This window comes from Pseudomonas sp. TR47, from assembly GCF_044143025.1.
Classification (GTDB): domain Bacteria; phylum Pseudomonadota; class Gammaproteobacteria; order Pseudomonadales; family Pseudomonadaceae; genus Aquipseudomonas; species Aquipseudomonas putida_E.
On record NZ_JBHFCS010000008.1, the window covers coordinates 78,414 to 94,923 of the forward strand.

Consider the following 16,510-nt stretch of genomic DNA (forward strand, 5'->3'; position numbering starts at 1 on the left):
TGACTTGGGCAAATACCAACTTCATCGCCGGCAAGCCGGCGATGAGGCCCGCACTGCCCGCTCAGCTCAACTCTGCCTCGACACGGTCCCTGCCTGCCTGCTTGGCCGCATAGACGCCGGCATCAGCCCGCAGCAACAAGGCATCGGCCCCCTCCCCCGGGCGCCATCCGGCCACGCCAAAGCTTGCAGTCACTTTGCCAACCCCGTCGACAGGCACATTGCGCACCCCTTGCCACAGCTCCATCGCCAGGAGCCGCGCCTGTTCAGCATTGCTACCAGGGCAAAGCACCATGAACTCTTCACCGCCAAGCCGGCAGAATACGTCCGTACGCCGCAGACGCTGGCCGATACGCTGACAGAGGCTGCGCAACACATGATCCCCCACGGCATGACCGTACTGGTCGTTGATCCTCTTGAAATGGTCGATGTCGAGCATGATCACTGCCAGTTCCTGATCATCACGCTGGGCGCGGTCCAGTTCGGCCTTCAGCCGCTCCTGGAAGTAGCGGCGGTTGTGGATACCGGTCAGGGCATCGGTCACCGATAAGGTCCGCAAGTCCTCCTCCACGCCCTTGAGGTCGGAAATATCGGTCAGGTAGCCATGCCAAAGCGTGCAACCGTCTTCACCGACTTCCGGCGTCGCCTCCCCGCGCACCCAGCGCAACCCGGCCCTGGGCAGGCACACACGGTACTCTTCACGCCAAGGGGACAGGTGTTCGGCCGAGTAGCGCACGGAGCGCTGAACGCGCTCCAGGTCATCGGCATGGATGCGCTCGAACACCACTGTGGCGTCCTCGCGCAGCAACTGCAGGTCGACCTCGTAGATATCGAACAGGCCCTGACTGGCATAGGGGAAACACGAATTGCCATTAGCGTCGAGGCGATACTGATAAATGCCGCCCGGCACCTCGGCACTGAGCTTCTCCAGCAGCCGATCACGCATTGCCAACGCCTCGTGCACTCGACGGCGCTCGGTGACATCGATGCAAATCGCCAGGTAACCTACCCATAGCCCCTGCTCGTCAAGCACCGCGGTCACCAGCATGTTGGCCAACAACTGGCTGCCATCCTTGCGCACCAAAGTCCACTCGCCTGGCTGCGCGCCACCCTCTTGTATGGTCTCGGCGAACATCGCCTGGCCACCATCGATGTGGCGCCCGTAGCGCAGGCCCAAGGCATGGGCGCGAAGGCTGAGCTCCTCTGGCAGAAGCAAGTCTTCCAGTTGCAGTTTCCCGACCGCTTCGCTGGCCGCGTAGCCAAGCATGCGTTCGGCACCGGCATTGAAGGTACTGACCACACCCTTCAGGCTGGTCGCGATGATAGCGACCTGGGTAGCGGCATCGAGCACACTGCGCAGCTGATTATGCGTCTCGCGCAACGACTGCTCACTGACGCGCAACTCAGCGGTGCGCTGCTCCACCAGCTTGAGCGCACGTTGCCGCTGGCTGAACAGGTTGTACAGCAAGGCACTGAGCAACAGGCTTAGCAGGCCACCGAGCAAGCCCACCGCCAGCGCCGCAGAGGAGCGGTTGGCCTGCATGAACACCTGGCTTGGGCGGATATCAAGCTGGAAATGATGGTCGGCCAGGTGCAACAGCTGCGTGCTGACCAACGCCAACGGCGCGGCCGGGTTCTGCGAGTCGAACAACAGCTCATGGCCATTGCGCCCACTTGGATCGACGATCCGCACCACCAGGTTGTCCTGGGCAATGGCCGGCAAGCCGTCCGTGATCAGTTGCCGCACGTTCAGCAGCGCCATGACATACCCTGCGGGGTTGCCGGCCTGCGCGCTGTAGAACACCGGCGCTACCATCAACAGCCCGCGGGCGTAGCCCGGTGCCACACTTATCATGTCCAGCGGCGCGGACACTGCCATGCTGCCGGGTTCCAAGGCACGCATCAGGGCCTGGTCACGTACCGCCTGGCCGCGCAGGTCCAGCCCGTAGGGTTGCCCCTGCATCTGGGTTGCCTGGGTGTAAAGCACCGGGAAGTAGTGATCACGCGGCGGCGCCGGGTGCCAATTACCGCGCTCGTCCAGGTCACGGATCAGGTAGGCCTGCCCCAAGGCGGCACTGGCCTTGCGCTCGAAGTCGCGCCGCTGCGCGCCCTCGACCCGCGGCGCCCAGGAGTAAGCCTGGGTGCGCCGCAGCAGGGGGCGGGCGAAGCCGTCGAATTCACGTGGAGTGATGTCGTTGGAGAAGCTGAAAAAGCGCCGCAAGCTGTCCAGGCGCTGTTCCTGGTCGTCGAAGCGCTCGGCGATACGGCTATAGCGCTCGCTGGCCAGCAGCTCGAAGCGCTGGCGCAGCTGCTGCTTGTAAAACGCATGCGTGGCCAGCGCCAGGGCAATCGACAGCAAGCTGCCGGCCACCAACGCCACCAATGCCACTGCCCAGGCAGCCATCGCCTCGCTGCACAGGCCCAGCACCTTCGCACGCACGCCATACTTCGACATAGATCGATCTCGTCACGTCAGCGTCCTGCGAAAATCATGGCCCTGTGCTGAGTTATAGCTATTGGCCATTAGCGACGCAATGTTGCCTGTCGCTTTAGCGCAATTGCAGGCGCCAGGCGCGGTGGATACGGTTGTTGCGGGCGAAGTCCGGGTCCAGTGTCTGCGCAGTGATTTCCTCTACCACGTAGCGCGCAGCCAGATGCTCGTCGAGCTGGAACTTGCGGAAGTTGTTGGAGAAGTACAACACACCACCGGGCGCCAGGCGCGCCATGGCCAGGTCGAGCAGTTGCACGTGGTCACGCTGCACGTCGAACACGCCTTCCATACGTTTGGAGTTGGAGAAGGTCGGCGGGTCGATGAAGATCAGGTCGTAAGTGTCGCGATTGGCTTCCAGCCAGGCCATGACATCACCCTGCTCCAGGCGGTTGCGCTCGGAGAAGCCGTTCAGCGACAGGTTACGCCGCGCCCAGTCCAGGTAGGTCTTGGACAGGTCGACGCTGGTGGTACTGCGCGCACCGCCCTTGGCGGCATGCACGCTGGCCGTAGCGGTGTAACAGAACAGGTTGAGGAAGCGCTTGTCGGCCGCCTCGCGCTGAATGCGCATGCGCATTGGGCGGTGGTCGAGGAACAGCCCAGTGTCGAGGTAGTCGGTGAGGTTGACCAGCAGCTTGACGCCACCTTCACTGACCTCATGGAAGCGCCCTTCGGTGGCCTGGCGCTCATACTGGCGGGTGCCGCTCTGCCGCTCACGGCGCTTGAGCACCACGCGCTGCGGGTCGACGCCCAGCGCCTGGGGGATCGCCGACAAGGCATCGAGCAGGCGCGCCTGGGCCTTTTCCGGGTCGATCGAGCGCGGCGCAGCGTACTCCTGTACGTGTACCCAATCCTGATAGAGGTCGACCGCCAAGGCATATTCAGGCATATCGGCATCGTATACGCGGTAGCAGCCGATCTGTTCCTTGCGGGCCCACTTGCCCAGTTGCTTGAGGTTCTTGTGCAGGCGGTTGGCGAACATCTGAGCGCCTTCGGACAGGCGTGCAGGCTCACTGGCTACCGGCAGCGGTCGGCGGGTATCACCGCTATCGGCCTGGGCCTCGCGACGTTCACCGGTGACGAACTGGTCAGGCTGCACCTTGAACAGCAGCAGCTTGCACGGCAGCGCGCCGTTCCAGAACGCATATTGCTTGTGGCTACGGATGCCCATGCGCTTGCCCAGCTCCGGCGCACCGGTGAACACTGCAGCTTCCCAGCCCATGCACGCCTGGCGCAGGCGCTCGCCGAGGTTCTGGTAGAGGTACAGCAAGCTGGCTTCGTCACCCAGGCGTTCGCCGTAGGGCGGGTTGCTGATGACCAGGCCCTTCTGGTTCTGATCCGGGCGCGGCTCGAAGCTGGCGACTTCTCCCTGGTAGATCTTGACCCACTCACTCAGGCCTGCGCGTTCGACGTTGTTGCGCCCCGGCTGGATCAGCCGCGGGTCCGCCTCGTAGCCGCGAATCCACAGCGGCGGTTTGGCCAGGCCGGCCTGTGCACGGGCCTGAGCCTCTTCGTGAACCTTGCGCCAGGTGGCCGGCACATGGCCAAGCCAGGCGCTGAAGCCCCAGCGCTCGCGCTTGAGGTTAGGTGCCATATCGGCGGCGATCATCGCCGCTTCGACCAGGAAGGTGCCTACACCGCACATCGGGTCGGCCAGGGCGCCACCCTCGGCGGCGATGCGTGGCCAGCCGGCACGGATCAGCACCGCCGCGGCCAGGTTTTCCTTGAGCGGCGCGGCACCTTGCTGCAGGCGATACCCGCGCTGGTGCAGGCTGTGGCCGGAGAGGTCGAGCGAAAGAATCGCCTCGCCCCGGTCCAGACGCAGGTGAACACGCACGTCCGGGTCGACTTTTTCTACCGATGGGCGCAGACCTTCACGATTGCGCAGTTTGTCGACGATGGCATCCTTGACCTTCAGCGCGCCAAAGTGGGTGTTGTCGATGCCCGAGCCATGGCCGCTGAACTCGACCGCCAGGGTACCGTCGGCCGCCAGGTGATCGGCCCAGTCGACAGCGTTCACGCCATCGTAAAGGTCGTCGGCATTTTTCATGTTGAAGCGCTTGAGCACCAGCAGCACGCGGTTGGCCAGACGCGACCAGAGGCACAGGCGGTAGGCGGTTTCCATGTCGGCCGCGCCGCGGATGGCCGAGGTGTGCTCGCGCACATCGTCAAGGCCCAGGCCCTTGGCCTCTTCGGCAAGCAGGCCTTCCAGGCCTTTGGGGCAGGTGAGATAAAGTTCGAAACGGTCCGACATGTGTATTCCAGAGCCTTGGGCTATTTGAGTGACGAAGCGACGCATCGCCCCGCCGATGTTTGCCCGAACGCGCTTCCAGCAAGCGTCCGAGTGGCCTTGATCTGCGCAGTATGCAGCAGCTGATGGGCCGGGCCGCCTGATCGATCTGCTCTCGCCAGTGGCAGAGACAGCTTAGATCATCAGGCAGTACAAAAAATTTCTGTCGACTTCAGGGTCGATGTGACCCTTCGTCGCATTACCAAATATTTCTTTCATCGCAGCGCAACGCTGGCGAAATGACGTCAAGGTTCAGCAAACCCCGGCCATAGCGGGCTCAACGCCAAACAAGGTTGAGTCGCATTTATTTACTTATCCCTTCACCCTTGGAAACGTTACGTGCTTATGACAAATCGATCATTCCCTCGGTGACTCGCATTCGTTAGAACTGGTCTCAGGCCGCTTCGCAACGAAGTGGCACTTTCAGCCCGCCACGCCGGCAGCGGGCGCAAACCGGCAGAAAGACTCTGCCCGGCCTCGGAGAGGCCGACGGGACATTACAGTCAACAAGTGAGGGCAACACCCTATGAGAAGACTTAAGCGTGATCCGTTGGAAAGAGCATATTCACGTGGCTACCAATATGGGGTCACCGGCAAATCCCGCGAACTTTGCCCCTTCAATCTTCCTTCTGTTCGCCAAGCCTGGATCAACGGCTGGCGTGAAGGTCGCGGTGATAACTGGGACGGAATGACTGGCACCGCTGGCATCCATAGACTCAACGAAAATCACGCCGTTGGCTGAACGAGGACACTGAATTCGAGTCACCATGCACGCCCCATCCGGGCGGCGGGCTAAGGCCCAGGGGCCCCTTGACGGGGCCCTTTTTTATGCCTGCGTGATCATGCCCGCGGCATTGCGGCGATCGCGTCCACTGCCTCACGGATCAGCGCCGGCCCTTTATAGATGAAGCCTGAGTAGATCTGCACCAGGCTCGCGCCAGCGGCAATCTTCTCTGCGGCATGCCGGCCTTCGGTGATACCCCCAGCAGCAATAATCGGCATCTTGCCGCCCAGCTCGGCCGACAGCACCTTGACGATATGGGTGCTCTTTTCCAGTACCGGTGCACCGGAAAGGCCGCCCGCCTCCCCCCCATACGGCAGGTTTTCCACACCTTCACGGCCCATGGTGGTGTTGGTAGCGATCACCGCATCCATGCCCGATTCCATCAGCGTTGCCGCCACCAGCGCAGTTTCTTCATCACTCATGTCCGGCGCGATCTTGATCGCCAGCGGCACACGCTTGCCATGCTCGCCGGCCAGCTGTTCGCGGCGCTCGGCCAGGGCATCGAGCAGCTGCTTGAGCGAATCGCCGAACTGCAGGCTGCGAAGGCCTGGGGTATTGGGCGAGCTGATGTTCACGGTGATGTAGCTGGCGTGGCCATACACCTTGTTCAGGCAGATCAGGTAATCGTCGACCGCGCGCTCTACCGGGGTGTCGAAGTTCTTGCCGATGTTGATGCCCAGCACACCGTCATAACGCGCGGCGCGCACCCGCTCGAGCAAGTGATCGACGCCCAGGTTGTTGAAGCCCATGCGGTTGATGATTGCCGTGGCCTCTGGCAGGCGGAACAAGCGCGGCTTCGGGTTGCCCGGCTGCGCTCGCGGGGTCACGGTGCCGATCTCGACAAAACCGAAGCCCAGCTGGGCAAAGCCATCGATGGCCGCGCCATTCTTGTCCAGGCCTGCCGCCAGGCCGACCGGATTGGCGAAGTTCAAGCCCATCACCGACACCGGCAATGCCGCCGGCTGCTTGCACAGCGCGCCGTTGAGCCCGAGGCGGCCACCGGCGCCGATCAGGTCCAGGGACAGGTCATGGGAGGTTTCCGGGGAAAGCTTGAACAGCAGCTGGCGGGCCAGGGTATACATGGGCGGGCAAGGCTCAGGGGTGAGTGAGGTTGCGATTATAGCCAGCGTGCGGCCGGCATGACAGCGCCTTGGCACATGCGTTGCTACATCGCCTGCACACAGCCTATTCAGTACAGGCGAGGATCTACGTGAATACATCACCCCTGGCATGGGTCAACGGCAGCGATGCGCCAGAAAAACCCAGCCTCGATATCGGTTTCATGGCCCTGACCGATTGTGCTTCGGTTGTGGTAGCGGCCACCCAGGGCTTCGCCCAGCAACACGGCCTGACACTCAACCTCAAACGCCAGGGCTCATGGGCCGGCCTGCGCGACAAACTGGCCAGCGGTGAACTGGATGCCGCTCATTGCCTCTATGGCCTGGTCTATGCCGTGCACCTGGGCATCGGCGGGGTGCCGGCCAGCGACATGGCGGTGCTCATGGGGCTGAACCAGAATGCCCAGGCCATCAACCTCTCCCCCGCCCTTCAGCGCAAGGCTGTGACCACACCTGAAGCACTGGCACGTCACGTGCACCAGCAGGGTGCAAAACTGACCTTCGCCCAGACATTCCCCACTGGCACCCATGCCATGTGGCTGTATTACTGGCTGGCGAGCCAAGGCATTCACCCCCTGCACGACGTCAATAGCGTGGTGGTGCCACCGGCGCAAATGATGGCGCACATCCAGGCTGGCCGGATCGATGGCTTCTGCGTCGGCGAACCCTGGGCAGGCGCCGCCGTAGCGCAGGGCCAGGGCTTTACCCTGGCTACCAGCCAGTCGATCTGGCCCGACCACCCGGAAAAGGTCCTGGCCTGCGCCCGCACCTTTGCCGAGCAGTACCCAAACAGCGCCCGGGCGCTGGTCAAAGCGATCCTCGCCGCCAGCCGCTTCATCGAACAAAGCCAGGAAAATCGCCACGGCACCGCGCAACTGCTCAGCGGCAGCGCCTACCTGGATACGCCCATTGAAAACATCGAACCGCGGCTGCTCGGGGTGTATCAGGACGGCCTTGGCAACCACTGGCAGGACCATCATGCCCTGCGCCTGTTCGATCAGGGGCGGGCCAATGTGCCTTACCTGTCCGACGGCATGTGGTTCATGACCCAGTTCCGTCGCTGGGGGCTGCTGCGCGATGATCCCGACTACCTCGGCGTGGCGCGCCAGGTCCAGCAGTTGGCGCTTTACCAAGAAGCCGCCGATGCGCTGGGCGTGGCTTGCCCTGGCACGCCCATGCGCAGCAGCCTGCTGATCGACGGTATCCGCTGGGATGGCAGCGACCCATACGGCTACGCCCGCAGCTTCAGCCTGCACGCCTTGGGCGATACGCCCGATGCCCGTATCGGTCTGTGAGGGTCACCAACATGCTGCGCATCCTGCTGATCGACGATACCCAGAACAAGCTCGGCCGCCTCAAGGCTGCACTGCGCGAAGCCGGCTTCGAGGTGATCGAGGCGCCAGACCTGACCATCGACCTGCCCGCCTGCGTCGAGATGGTGCACCCGGACGTGGTATTGATCGATACCGACTCACCCGACCGTGACGTGATGGAACAGGTGGTGATGGTGAGCCGCGACCAGCCGCGGCCGATCGTGCTGTTCACCGACGAGCATGACCCCGGGGTGATGCGCCAGGCGATCCAGGCCGGGGTCAGCGCGTACATCGTCGAGGGCATCCACGCCGCCCGCTTGCAGCCAATCCTGGACGTGGCCATGGCCCGCTTCGAGAGCGACCAGGCGCTCAAGGCCCAGCTGCAGGCCCGCGACCAGCAACTGGCCGAGCGCAAGCGCATCGAGCAGGCCAAAGGCCTGCTGATGAAAATGAAAGACTGCAACGAAGAACAGGCGTACACCCTGATGCGCCGGCAGGCCATGAGCCGCCAGCAGAAGCTGATCCAGGTGGCCGAGCAGATCATCGCCATGCACGAGATGCTGGGGTAAGCAGGCGCCCGTACAATGTTGGCCCAGCTCTTGCTGAAGATATCGCACCGGTAGCCAACGGCGGTTGCCCACAAACCCCGACAAAGACGTCGCTCACCCCTCCATGCCAGTGGACCGGGTAGCGGCGTCTTTTCGTTTCCGTTGCATTGCCGAGTGAGGTGTTCGATGAGTACCAGCTTCTGGAAATCCGGGCATGTGCCCACGCTGTTCGCTGCGTTCCTGTATTTCGACCTGAGCTTCATGGTGTGGTACCTGCTCGGCCCGCTGGCCGTACAGATCGCCACCGACCTGCAACTGAGTGCACAGCAACGGGGCCTGATGGTCGCAACACCCATCCTCGCCGGTGCCGTGCTGCGTTTTGTCATGGGCCTGCTGGTCGACCGCCTCTCACCGAAAACCGCCGGGCTGATCGGCCAGGTCATCGTGATTGTCGCCCTGGCCTGTGCCTGGTACCTGGGCGTGCACACCTACGAGCAAGCCCTGCTGCTCGGTGTGTTTCTCGGTGTTGCCGGCGCCTCGTTCGCCGTGTCGCTGCCGCTGGCCTCGCAATGGTATCCGCCGCAACATCAGGGCAAGGCGATGGGCATCGCTGGCGCGGGCAACTCCGGCACCGTCTTCGCCGCGTTGCTGGCCCCGGTACTGGCCGCAGGCTTTGGCTGGAACAACGTGTTCGGTTTCGCCGTGATCCCGCTGCTGGTGACGGTCGTGGTGTTCGCCCTGCTCGCGCGCAATGCACCACAACGGCCCAAGCCAAAGGCCATGGCCGACTACCTCAAGGCGCTGGGTGATCGCGACAGCTGGTGGTTCATGTTCTTCTACAGCGTCACCTTCGGCGGCTTCATCGGCCTGGCCAGCGCCCTGCCCGGCTATTTCAGCGACCAGTACGGCCTCAGCCCGATCACGGCAGGCTACTACACCGCCGCCTGCGTGTTCGCCGGCAGCCTGATGCGCCCGCTGGGCGGCGCCCTGGCCGACCGTTTCGGCGGTATCCGCACCCTGCTTGGCATGTACAGCGTGGCCGCCATCTGCATCGCTGCCGTCGGCTTCAACCTGCCCAGCGCCACAGCGGCCCTGGCGTTGTTCGTCAGCGCCATGCTCGGCCTGGGCGCGGGCAACGGTGCGGTGTTCCAGCTGGTCCCCCAACGCTTCCGCCAGGAGATCGGCGTGATGACCGGGCTGATCGGCATGGCCGGCGGCATCGGCGGCTTCCTGCTGGCAGCCGGGCTCGGCACCATCAAGCAGCACACCGGTGACTACCAGATGGGCCTGTGGCTGTTTGCCAGCCTGGGCCTGCTGGCCTGGTTCGGGCTGCACGGGGTCAAGCAGCGCTGGCGCACCACCTGGGGTTCTGCAGCGGTCACCGCAGCGCGGGTCTGAGGCGAACCGATGAGCCTGCAACTGAGTTTCGCCCAGGCCAGCGCCACGGGGCCGCGCGAGGAGAACCAGGACGCCTTGCGCCTGGTCACCCCGGCGCCGGAGCTTGCCGCCAGCAAGGGTTACCTGTTCGCCCTTGCCGACGGCGTCAGCCAATGTGCTGACGGCGGCCTTGCAGCACGTGCCAGCTTGCAGGCCCTGGCCATGGATTACTACGCCACCCCCGCCACCTGGGGCGTGGCGCAGGCACTGGACCGCCTGCTGTCGGCACAGAACCGCTGGCTGCGCGCTCAGGGCAGCCAGCCGCTCCTGACCACGCTCAGCGCGCTGGTGCTGCGCGGGCGCCGCTTCACCCTGGCACACGTCGGCGACTGCCGCGCCTATCGCTGGCACGACGGCCGCCTGCAGTGCCTGAGTGAAGACCATGTGTGGGACCAACCCGGCATGCAGCATGTGCTCAAACGCGCACTGGGCCTGGACCAGCACCTGCTGGTGGACTACCTGGACGGTGAGCTGCAGCCCGGCGAGTGCTACCTGTTGCTCAGTGACGGCGTCTGGGCCAGCCTGGGTGACCAGCACATCCAGGCCGTACTGCGCGAGCAGCCCGACCTGCAACTGGCCGCCGATACACTGGTCGCCAGCGCCCACCACAATGGCAGCCAGGACAATGCCAGCGCCCTGCTGGTACGGGTCGAGCGCGTGGGCACGGCCAACCTTGGCGATACCCTGGTCCAACTGCAGCAATGGCCCTTACCCCGCGAACTGCGCGAAGGCCAGGCAATCGATGGCTGGCAGATCGAGGCGCGCCTGGCACAAAGCCGCCAATCGCTGTTGTACCGCGTGCGCGACAGCCAGGGCCAGCCGTGGCTACTGAAAACCTTGCCCGCGGAACGCGAACAAGAGCCGGGCGCTGCCCAGGCGCTGTTGCTTGAGGAATGGTTCCTGCGCCGCGTAGCCGGCCGCCATTTCCCCGAACTGCACGCCGCCAGCCAGCGCCAGCACCTGTATTACGTGATGCGCGAGCACAGCGGCCGAACCCTAGCCGCCCAGCTGGCCGAGCAGGGCCCGTTGCCACTGGCACAGTGGCTGGAAGTGGCCCGCCAGTTACTGCAGGCCGTTGGTGTGCTGCACCGACGCAACTTGCTGCACCGTGACATCAAGCCCGACAACCTGCACCTGGGCGAAGACGGCCAACTGCGCCTGCTGGACTTCGGCCTGGCGTACTGCCCAGGGCTGTCCGAGGACCCGCGCCACGAACTCCCCGGCACGCCTTCGTACATCGCCCCGGAAGCCTTCGACGGCCAGCCGCCGAGCCCGCGCCAAGACCTGTACGCAGTGGGTGTGACGCTCTACCACCTGTTGACCGGGCATTACCCCTATGGCGAGGTCGAAGCTTTCCAGCGCCCGCGCTTTGGCCAACCGGTCAATGCCGCGCGCTATCGCCCCGACTTGCCGGAATGGCTGCAGCACAACCTGCAGCAAGCCGTGGCCACGGACCCGGCGCAGCGCTTCGAAACCGCTGAACAATGGTTGCTGCTGCTCGAACGGGGTGACCGCCAGGCGCTCAACAGCCATCCACGTCCACTGCTTGAACGGGAGCCACTGAAGGTCTGGCGCACCCTGGCCCTGCTGTCCCTGCTGCTCAACCTGATACTGCTGTTCAGCCTGTTCAAGGGCTGAGCACGCCTTGCCGATGAGGAAACCCTGATGAATGCGAAAGTCTGGCTGGTCGGTGCCGGCCCTGGTGACCCCGAACTGCTCACCCTGAAAGCCGTGCGTGCGCTGCAACAGGCCCATGTAGTGATGATCGACGACCTGGTCAACCCGGCCGTGCTGGAACACTGCCCGCAGGCACGGGTGATCGCCGTGGGCAAACGGGGTGGCTGCCGCTCCACGCCCCAGGCGTTCATTCAGCGCCTGATGCTGCGCCACGCACGGCAGGGCCGCTGCGTTGTGCGGCTCAAAGGCGGCGACCCGTGCATTTTTGGCCGTGGCGGCGAGGAGGCCTTGTGGCTGCAAGGGCATGGCATCGAGGTGGAAGTGGTAAACGGTATTACTGCAGGCCTGGCAGGCGCGACCCAGTGTGGCATTTCGCTTACCTCACGCGGGATCAGCCGTGGCGTGACACTGGTGACCGCGCACACCCAGGATGACAGCGAGCTGAACTGGACGGCGCTGGCACAGGGTGGCACGACCCTGGTGGTGTACATGGGGGTAGCGAGGCTGGAGCAGATTCGCCAGGGCTTGCTGGACGGCGGCATGGCGCCGGGGATGCCGGTGGCGATGATCGAGAATGCGTCACTGCCCGGGCAGCGCGAGTGCCGCAGCGACTTGCGGGGGATGCTGGAGGATGCGCGGGCGTTCGGCTTGCGCAGCCCGGCAATCCTGGTGATTGGCGAGGTGGCAGGGAACCTGGAGGCCCATCAGCGGATGGCGGCAGCCGGATGACGCGGTGTTCATCGGCTTAATGCCTTGCCTGGAAACCACATGCTCCAGACACGAAAAACCCGGCCGAGGCCGGGTTTTTCAGTGAAGCTTCAACCAATTACTTGGCTTGGGCTTCTACCTGAGCTTCAACGCGACGGTTGACAGCACGGCCTTCTTCGGTGGCGTTGTCGGCAACCGGACGGGTTTCGCCGTAGCCAACCGAGTCAACACGAGTCGACTCAACACCGTACTGCTGGGTCAGCACGTCTTTGACGGCGTTGGCACGACGCTCGGACAGCTTCTGGTTGTAAGCGTCTGGGCCCACGGAGTCAGTGTGACCTTCAACCACGGTGGTGGTCTGTGGGTACTGCTTCATGAAGTCAGCCAGGTTCTTGATGTCGCCGTAGCTGTTAGGCTTGACGACCGACTTGTCGAAGTCGAACTTGACGTCCAGCTCAACGCGAACGACTTCGGCAACAGCCGGGCAGCCATCAGCGTCAACGGTAACGTTGGCTGGGGTGTCCGGGCACTTGTCGACGTTGTCGCAAACGCCATCGTTGTCGCTGTCGGAGCAGACTTCAGCAACTGGAGCAGGAGCCGGGGCAACTTTGCCACCGCTGCCACCGAAGTTCAGACCCACACCAACGGACGGGCCCCACTCGGTGTTGCCGTTGTCGATGTTGTACATGGCTTCAACGCCGGCACGGGCGAAGAACATGTCGGTGATGTACCACTTGGCGCCAGCGCCAACGTTGGCGAAGGTGGAGTGGTCACGGCCGCTACGAGTGGCCTGGCCCAGGCTTTCGTGAGCGAAACCAGCGGAAACGTACGGACGCAGCGCGTCGCCTACGGTACCGAAGTGGTAGGTAGCGTCGAGCTTGGCTTTGGAACCTTTGATGTCTTTGTTGAAGACTTCGCCACGAGCGTTGTGGGTCTCGTTGTAGCCCAGGTCCAGGGAGACGTCGTCGGTCAGGAAGTAACCGAGGCGAACACCAGGGTTGGTGCCGTCGTTCTGGAAGTTGCGCTCGCTGTCGTAGTACTGCTTGGTCACGTTGCCTTCGATTTCGACAGCGCCTTGGCCTTGTGCCAGAACGCCGAACGAAGTAGCAGCAACGAGCGAGCCAATGGCCAAGCCCAAGGTGTTTTTCAATTTCATCCGTTAAATCCCCATCTGGTGATAGTTAAGCAGTCCCACCAAAATCCGGCGGACAACTCGACGGCAAGTCTAGCAGAACTTGCCGATTCGTTAGAGATATTCGCAAGGGGCTAAGTTTCATCCATACCTGCAAATTTCTCTCTAAGCTTGTCCAGCGCACGCTTGTAGCGCATTTTCGTTGCGCTCAGGCCCATGTGCATGATATCGGCGATCTCCTGAAATTCCAGTTCCGCAACAAATCGCAGCACCAGAATTTCCCGGTCGATCGGGTTCACGTACACAAGCCATTTGTCCAGGCCACCCTTTTCTTCGGGTTTGGGTGCCTTGTCTTCAGACGCCTCTTCAACAGGGTCAAGACTCAAGGCATCCATCAACCGACGTTTGCGGCGCTCCTTGCGGTACTGGGTAATGCACTCGTTATAGGTAATGCTGTAGAGCCAGGTCTTGAACTTGGATTTACCCTCGAAGTTCTTCAGACCGTAAAGCACCTTGAGCATCACCTCCTGACAGACATCGTCAGCATCCCGGTCGTTCCCCAAATAACGCGCGCACACGTTGAACAGGGTCCGCTGGTAGCGCCGCATGAGCTCTTCATAGGCGCGGGTAACGTGATACAGCTCCTCATGCGAACGCGCCACCAACTCCTCGTCGGTGAGCTCGCGCGGGTCGTAACGCATGGGCGGCGAATGAACTTTATTCAAAACGGATCTGGCCGACAGTCAGGTCAATGTCGCCGCTCGGCCACGTGGGCGGATTTCTGCGGCGGCATACATTAACAGCTTTTGGACAATTAGCGGCTATTGACGCGTTGCTCGAGCAGCACACGATTAGACAACGACACCAGTTCGCCATCATCGGTCAGCAACGTCGTCTTTACCGTGCCGATCTCCTCGATCTGCCCCTCGACCTCTCCAATCCGCACCTGCTGGCCGACCTGGTAAAGCTCACGCACATAGATACCAGCCAGAATCTGCCCGGCGATTTCGCGACTGCCGAGCCCCATCGCAAGCGCAACGGCCAGACCAACGGTAATCAGCCCGATCACGATCACGTGGTTGAGCAGGTCGGTCTTGACCTCGAGCTGGCTGATCGCCACCGAAATACTGATGATGATCACCAGGCCTTGGGTAATGCGCCCAAGGCCTGCGGAATACTCAAGGCCGATACCTTCGGCAGCGCCACGCACCAGGCCATTGGCCACTTGCGCCAGCAGCACGCCAACCAGCAACACCAAGGCCGCACCAAATACCTTTGGCAGGTAGAGGGCAAGCATGTCGAGGGTTGCGGAGACGCGCTCGAGGCCCAGCGATTCGGCAGCAGAGACCAGGAAAATCAGCAGTACGAACCAATAGACGATCTTGCCGATCAAAGTCGAGATCGGCACCTGAATGCCGCCACGGCTGAGCATTTTGGTCAAGCCGGTACCGGCCATCAGGCGATCCAGACCAAACTTGGCCAGCAGCTTGGACAACAGCGTATCGAGCAGCTTGGCCACCACGAAACCGAGCAGCACCACGACCAGCGCGCCGAACAGGTTGGGGATGAAGTTCGCCACCTTGGTCCATAGGGCGGTCATGGCAGTGACCAGGCTCTGGGTCCAGAGATCGAGTTCCATATTCAATCGGCCTTATCAGCTTTGCTGCCGTCGGCAGCGTTACGGGCAGAAGAGCGGCGCACCGGCGCGACATGCGCCGAGCCATTGTTCACGGCGATCAGCAGCGCCTGGCTCCAGCGGCCAAGCAGGCTGAACAGGTCACCGGCGCCAACCTGGCGGTTGGCGGTTTTCAGCACGCGACCCAGGCACGCAGCGTCGTCACGGTCCTCACCGGACGGCGACGCGTTGAGCAGGTCACGCAGGGATTGTTCAAACGGATCGTGCATGTGCACCTCGCGCAATGTCAGTCAGAGACGAGAGCGACAGACGCCGGGTCACACTTCGGCTCATGTGGCGGCCGGCTTGCCAGCGACAAGGCCGGTACATTCCAATAAGCATTCAAACCCACCGCAGCCGTCGGAACAGCCACCACTGCCCCACCGCAAGCCCGAGCACGACAATACAGGCAAACAGGAAACCATAGGGGTTTTCCGCCCCCGGAATGCCGCCGACATTGATCCCCAGCAACCCGGTGACGAAGCTCATAGGCAGGAAAATGCAGGTGATGATGCCAAAGCGATACATGGTCCGGTTCATCCGCTCGCTGCGCCGCCGGTCCTCGCTTTCCAGCACCAGCGCGGCCCGCTCACGGGCCAGCTCCAGCTCTTCCAGGTAGCGGATCAGGCTGTTGTTCAGCTCGTTCCAGTAGTCTGCGTCCGCATCGGCGAACCAGCTCCAGCGGCTGCGCGACAGCTGGGCATAGATCTCCCGCTGCGGGGCGAGAAAACGCCGCAGGCCGGCGGCTCGGCGACGAATCTGCTGCAAGCTGCCGTGCTCAGGGCTGTACCGTTCGTCGGATTCAACCTTTTCTTCCTCCAGATCGACCAGCTCCGACAGATCGTTGACCAAACCCTGCACTTTCTCGGTGAGCAATTCGCCCATCAGCAGCAGCAACTCGGACGCCGATCTGGGCCCCCTGCCCTCGTCCAGCAGACGGAGAATTTCGTCACTGGCGCGCAAAGGCCGCAAGCGCAGCGAAATGACCCGCCGCGCCTGGGCGAAAATACGTACCGATACCATGTCTTCAGGCTCGGCGCCCGGGTTGAGGTTCACCCCACGCAAGAACAACAGCAGCTGTTCATCGGCCAGCGGCAACAGGCGCGGACGGGTGTTTTCCTCCAGCAGCAGGTCGCAGGCGAACTCACTCAGGCCGCTCTCTTGCTGCAGCCAGGTACGGGTCTGGGGATGACTGCGATCCCAGTGCAGCCACAGGCTTTGCTGTGGCTGCAACTGCAGATCGTCCAGCTCGGTCCGGGGGATCGAGCGCGCGCCGCCTTTACCATCGAGCACCAGGGCGTGCACCAGCCCCCACTGCGCGTTGTCTTCCTCGAACATCAAAG

14 protein-coding genes are annotated in these 16,510 nt (G+C 63.0%); 6 read left to right on the plus strand and 8 right to left on the minus strand.

What is annotated here, in order from left to right; genetic code table 11:
* Positions 1–61: 61 nt before the first annotated feature.
* On the minus strand, positions 62–2,452 hold the full coding sequence (locus ACEWE8_RS11155; RefSeq protein WP_046786489.1) for a diguanylate cyclase: 2,391 nt from the start codon (positions 2,450–2,452) through the stop codon (positions 62–64).
* 94 nt (positions 2,453–2,546) lie between these two features.
* Entirely contained in the window at positions 2,547–4,739 is a 2,193-nt protein-coding gene (gene rlmKL / locus ACEWE8_RS11160; RefSeq protein ID WP_046786490.1) for a bifunctional 23S rRNA (guanine(2069)-N(7))-methyltransferase RlmK/23S rRNA (guanine(2445)-N(2))-methyltransferase RlmL, read from the minus strand.
* Between the two features lie 562 nt (positions 4,740–5,301).
* Here rlmKL and rmf point away from each other — a divergent pair.
* Positions 5,302–5,517, plus strand: a complete 216-nt coding sequence (rmf, locus tag ACEWE8_RS11165) for a ribosome modulation factor (RefSeq protein ID WP_003248687.1) — start codon at positions 5,302–5,304, stop codon at positions 5,515–5,517.
* 98 nt (positions 5,518–5,615) lie between these two features.
* Here the strand turns inward: rmf and ACEWE8_RS11170 are convergent, their stop codons facing one another.
* Positions 5,616–6,641, minus strand: a complete 1,026-nt coding sequence (locus tag ACEWE8_RS11170; protein ID WP_046786491.1) for a quinone-dependent dihydroorotate dehydrogenase — start codon at positions 6,639–6,641, stop codon at positions 5,616–5,618.
* Between the two features lie 128 nt (positions 6,642–6,769).
* Here ACEWE8_RS11170 and ACEWE8_RS11175 point away from each other — a divergent pair, with 128 nt between their 5' ends.
* From ACEWE8_RS11175 to cobA, 5 genes are all read left to right on the plus strand, one after another.
* Positions 6,770–7,972 carry a CmpA/NrtA family ABC transporter substrate-binding protein gene (locus ACEWE8_RS11175; protein WP_046786492.1) on the plus strand — a complete coding sequence of 401 codons (1,203 nt, stop codon included), beginning with the start codon at positions 6,770–6,772 and terminating at the stop codon, positions 7,970–7,972.
* A gap of 11 nt (positions 7,973–7,983) precedes the next feature.
* Entirely contained in the window at positions 7,984–8,559 is a 576-nt protein-coding gene (locus tag ACEWE8_RS11180) for an ANTAR domain-containing response regulator (RefSeq protein WP_039602393.1), read from the plus strand.
* Positions 8,560–8,724: 165 nt separating this feature from the next.
* Positions 8,725–9,936 (plus strand): NarK/NasA family nitrate transporter, encoded by a 1,212-nt coding sequence (locus ACEWE8_RS11185; protein ID WP_046786493.1) that lies wholly within the window; start codon positions 8,725–8,727, stop codon positions 9,934–9,936.
* 9 nt (positions 9,937–9,945) lie between these two features.
* Positions 9,946–11,613, plus strand: a complete 1,668-nt coding sequence (locus ACEWE8_RS11190) for a bifunctional protein-serine/threonine kinase/phosphatase (protein WP_046786494.1) — start codon at positions 9,946–9,948, stop codon at positions 11,611–11,613.
* A gap of 27 nt (positions 11,614–11,640) precedes the next feature.
* Positions 11,641–12,381, plus strand: a complete 741-nt coding sequence (cobA, locus tag ACEWE8_RS11195; protein ID WP_115275428.1) for a uroporphyrinogen-III C-methyltransferase — start codon at positions 11,641–11,643, stop codon at positions 12,379–12,381.
* Positions 12,382–12,478: 97 nt separating this feature from the next.
* Here the strand turns inward: cobA and ACEWE8_RS11200 are convergent, their stop codons facing one another.
* The 5 genes from ACEWE8_RS11200 to ACEWE8_RS11220 form a co-directional block, all read right to left on the minus strand.
* On the minus strand, positions 12,479–13,516 hold the full coding sequence (locus ACEWE8_RS11200; RefSeq protein ID WP_046786495.1) for an OmpA family protein: 1,038 nt from the start codon (positions 13,514–13,516) through the stop codon (positions 12,479–12,481).
* A 110-nt stretch (positions 13,517–13,626) separates the two neighbouring features.
* Positions 13,627–14,193, minus strand: a complete 567-nt coding sequence (gene sigX, locus ACEWE8_RS11205) for an RNA polymerase sigma factor SigX (RefSeq protein ID WP_039603739.1) — start codon at positions 14,191–14,193, stop codon at positions 13,627–13,629.
* 113 nt (positions 14,194–14,306) lie between these two features.
* The gene (locus tag ACEWE8_RS11210; RefSeq protein WP_012313513.1) at positions 14,307–15,131 is read right to left on the minus strand and encodes a mechanosensitive ion channel domain-containing protein; all 825 of its coding nucleotides are present in this window, start codon (positions 15,129–15,131) and stop codon (positions 14,307–14,309) included.
* A gap of 2 nt (positions 15,132–15,133) precedes the next feature.
* Positions 15,134–15,397 (minus strand): hypothetical protein, encoded by a 264-nt coding sequence (locus ACEWE8_RS11215; protein WP_046786496.1) that lies wholly within the window; start codon positions 15,395–15,397, stop codon positions 15,134–15,136.
* A gap of 112 nt (positions 15,398–15,509) precedes the next feature.
* The gene (locus ACEWE8_RS11220; protein ID WP_046786497.1) at positions 15,510–16,505 is read right to left on the minus strand and encodes a zinc transporter ZntB; all 996 of its coding nucleotides are present in this window, start codon (positions 16,503–16,505) and stop codon (positions 15,510–15,512) included.
* Between the last annotated feature and the right edge of the window lie 5 nt (positions 16,506–16,510).